Raw genomic sequence first — 355 nt, forward strand, 5'->3', positions numbered from 1 at the left:
ATAAGTACCTGTTACAGAGAATAAATCTATGCTACTTATATCTTGTAGAGTAAACTGACCCGATAATTGACTGCTAAAATGCCAACCTTGAGCAAACTCTTGACTCAACCCTAAACTGGCTGTGCTAATGTGATAGCTGCGATTAAATGTTTCGCCAATGCGCTCCATTCCAAAAGAGCCTGGTAATTTACTCGCGTAATAATGATGAGTTAAATCAATATTAAAGATTGTTTTAGGGGTAAATTGGATATGTCCATCAATGCCTGCACTTACGCCTGATACTGCAAATTTTTTCTTCGTTGCACCCAGGGTGTTTAACTCGGATGTTTGATTAATATGGCGGTAGTTGTAGCCT

General features: G+C 38.6%; 1 pseudogene. It reads right to left on the reverse strand.

Annotated features, from left to right (window positions below):
* Positions 1–355 (reverse strand): annotated as a pseudogene (locus HMPREF2813_RS08955) (ShlB/FhaC/HecB family hemolysin secretion/activation protein); the annotation flags it as partial.

It is taken from the genome of Haemophilus sp. HMSC066A11 (genome assembly GCF_001811665.1).
GTDB lineage: Bacteria > Pseudomonadota > Gammaproteobacteria > Enterobacterales > Pasteurellaceae > Haemophilus > Haemophilus influenzae.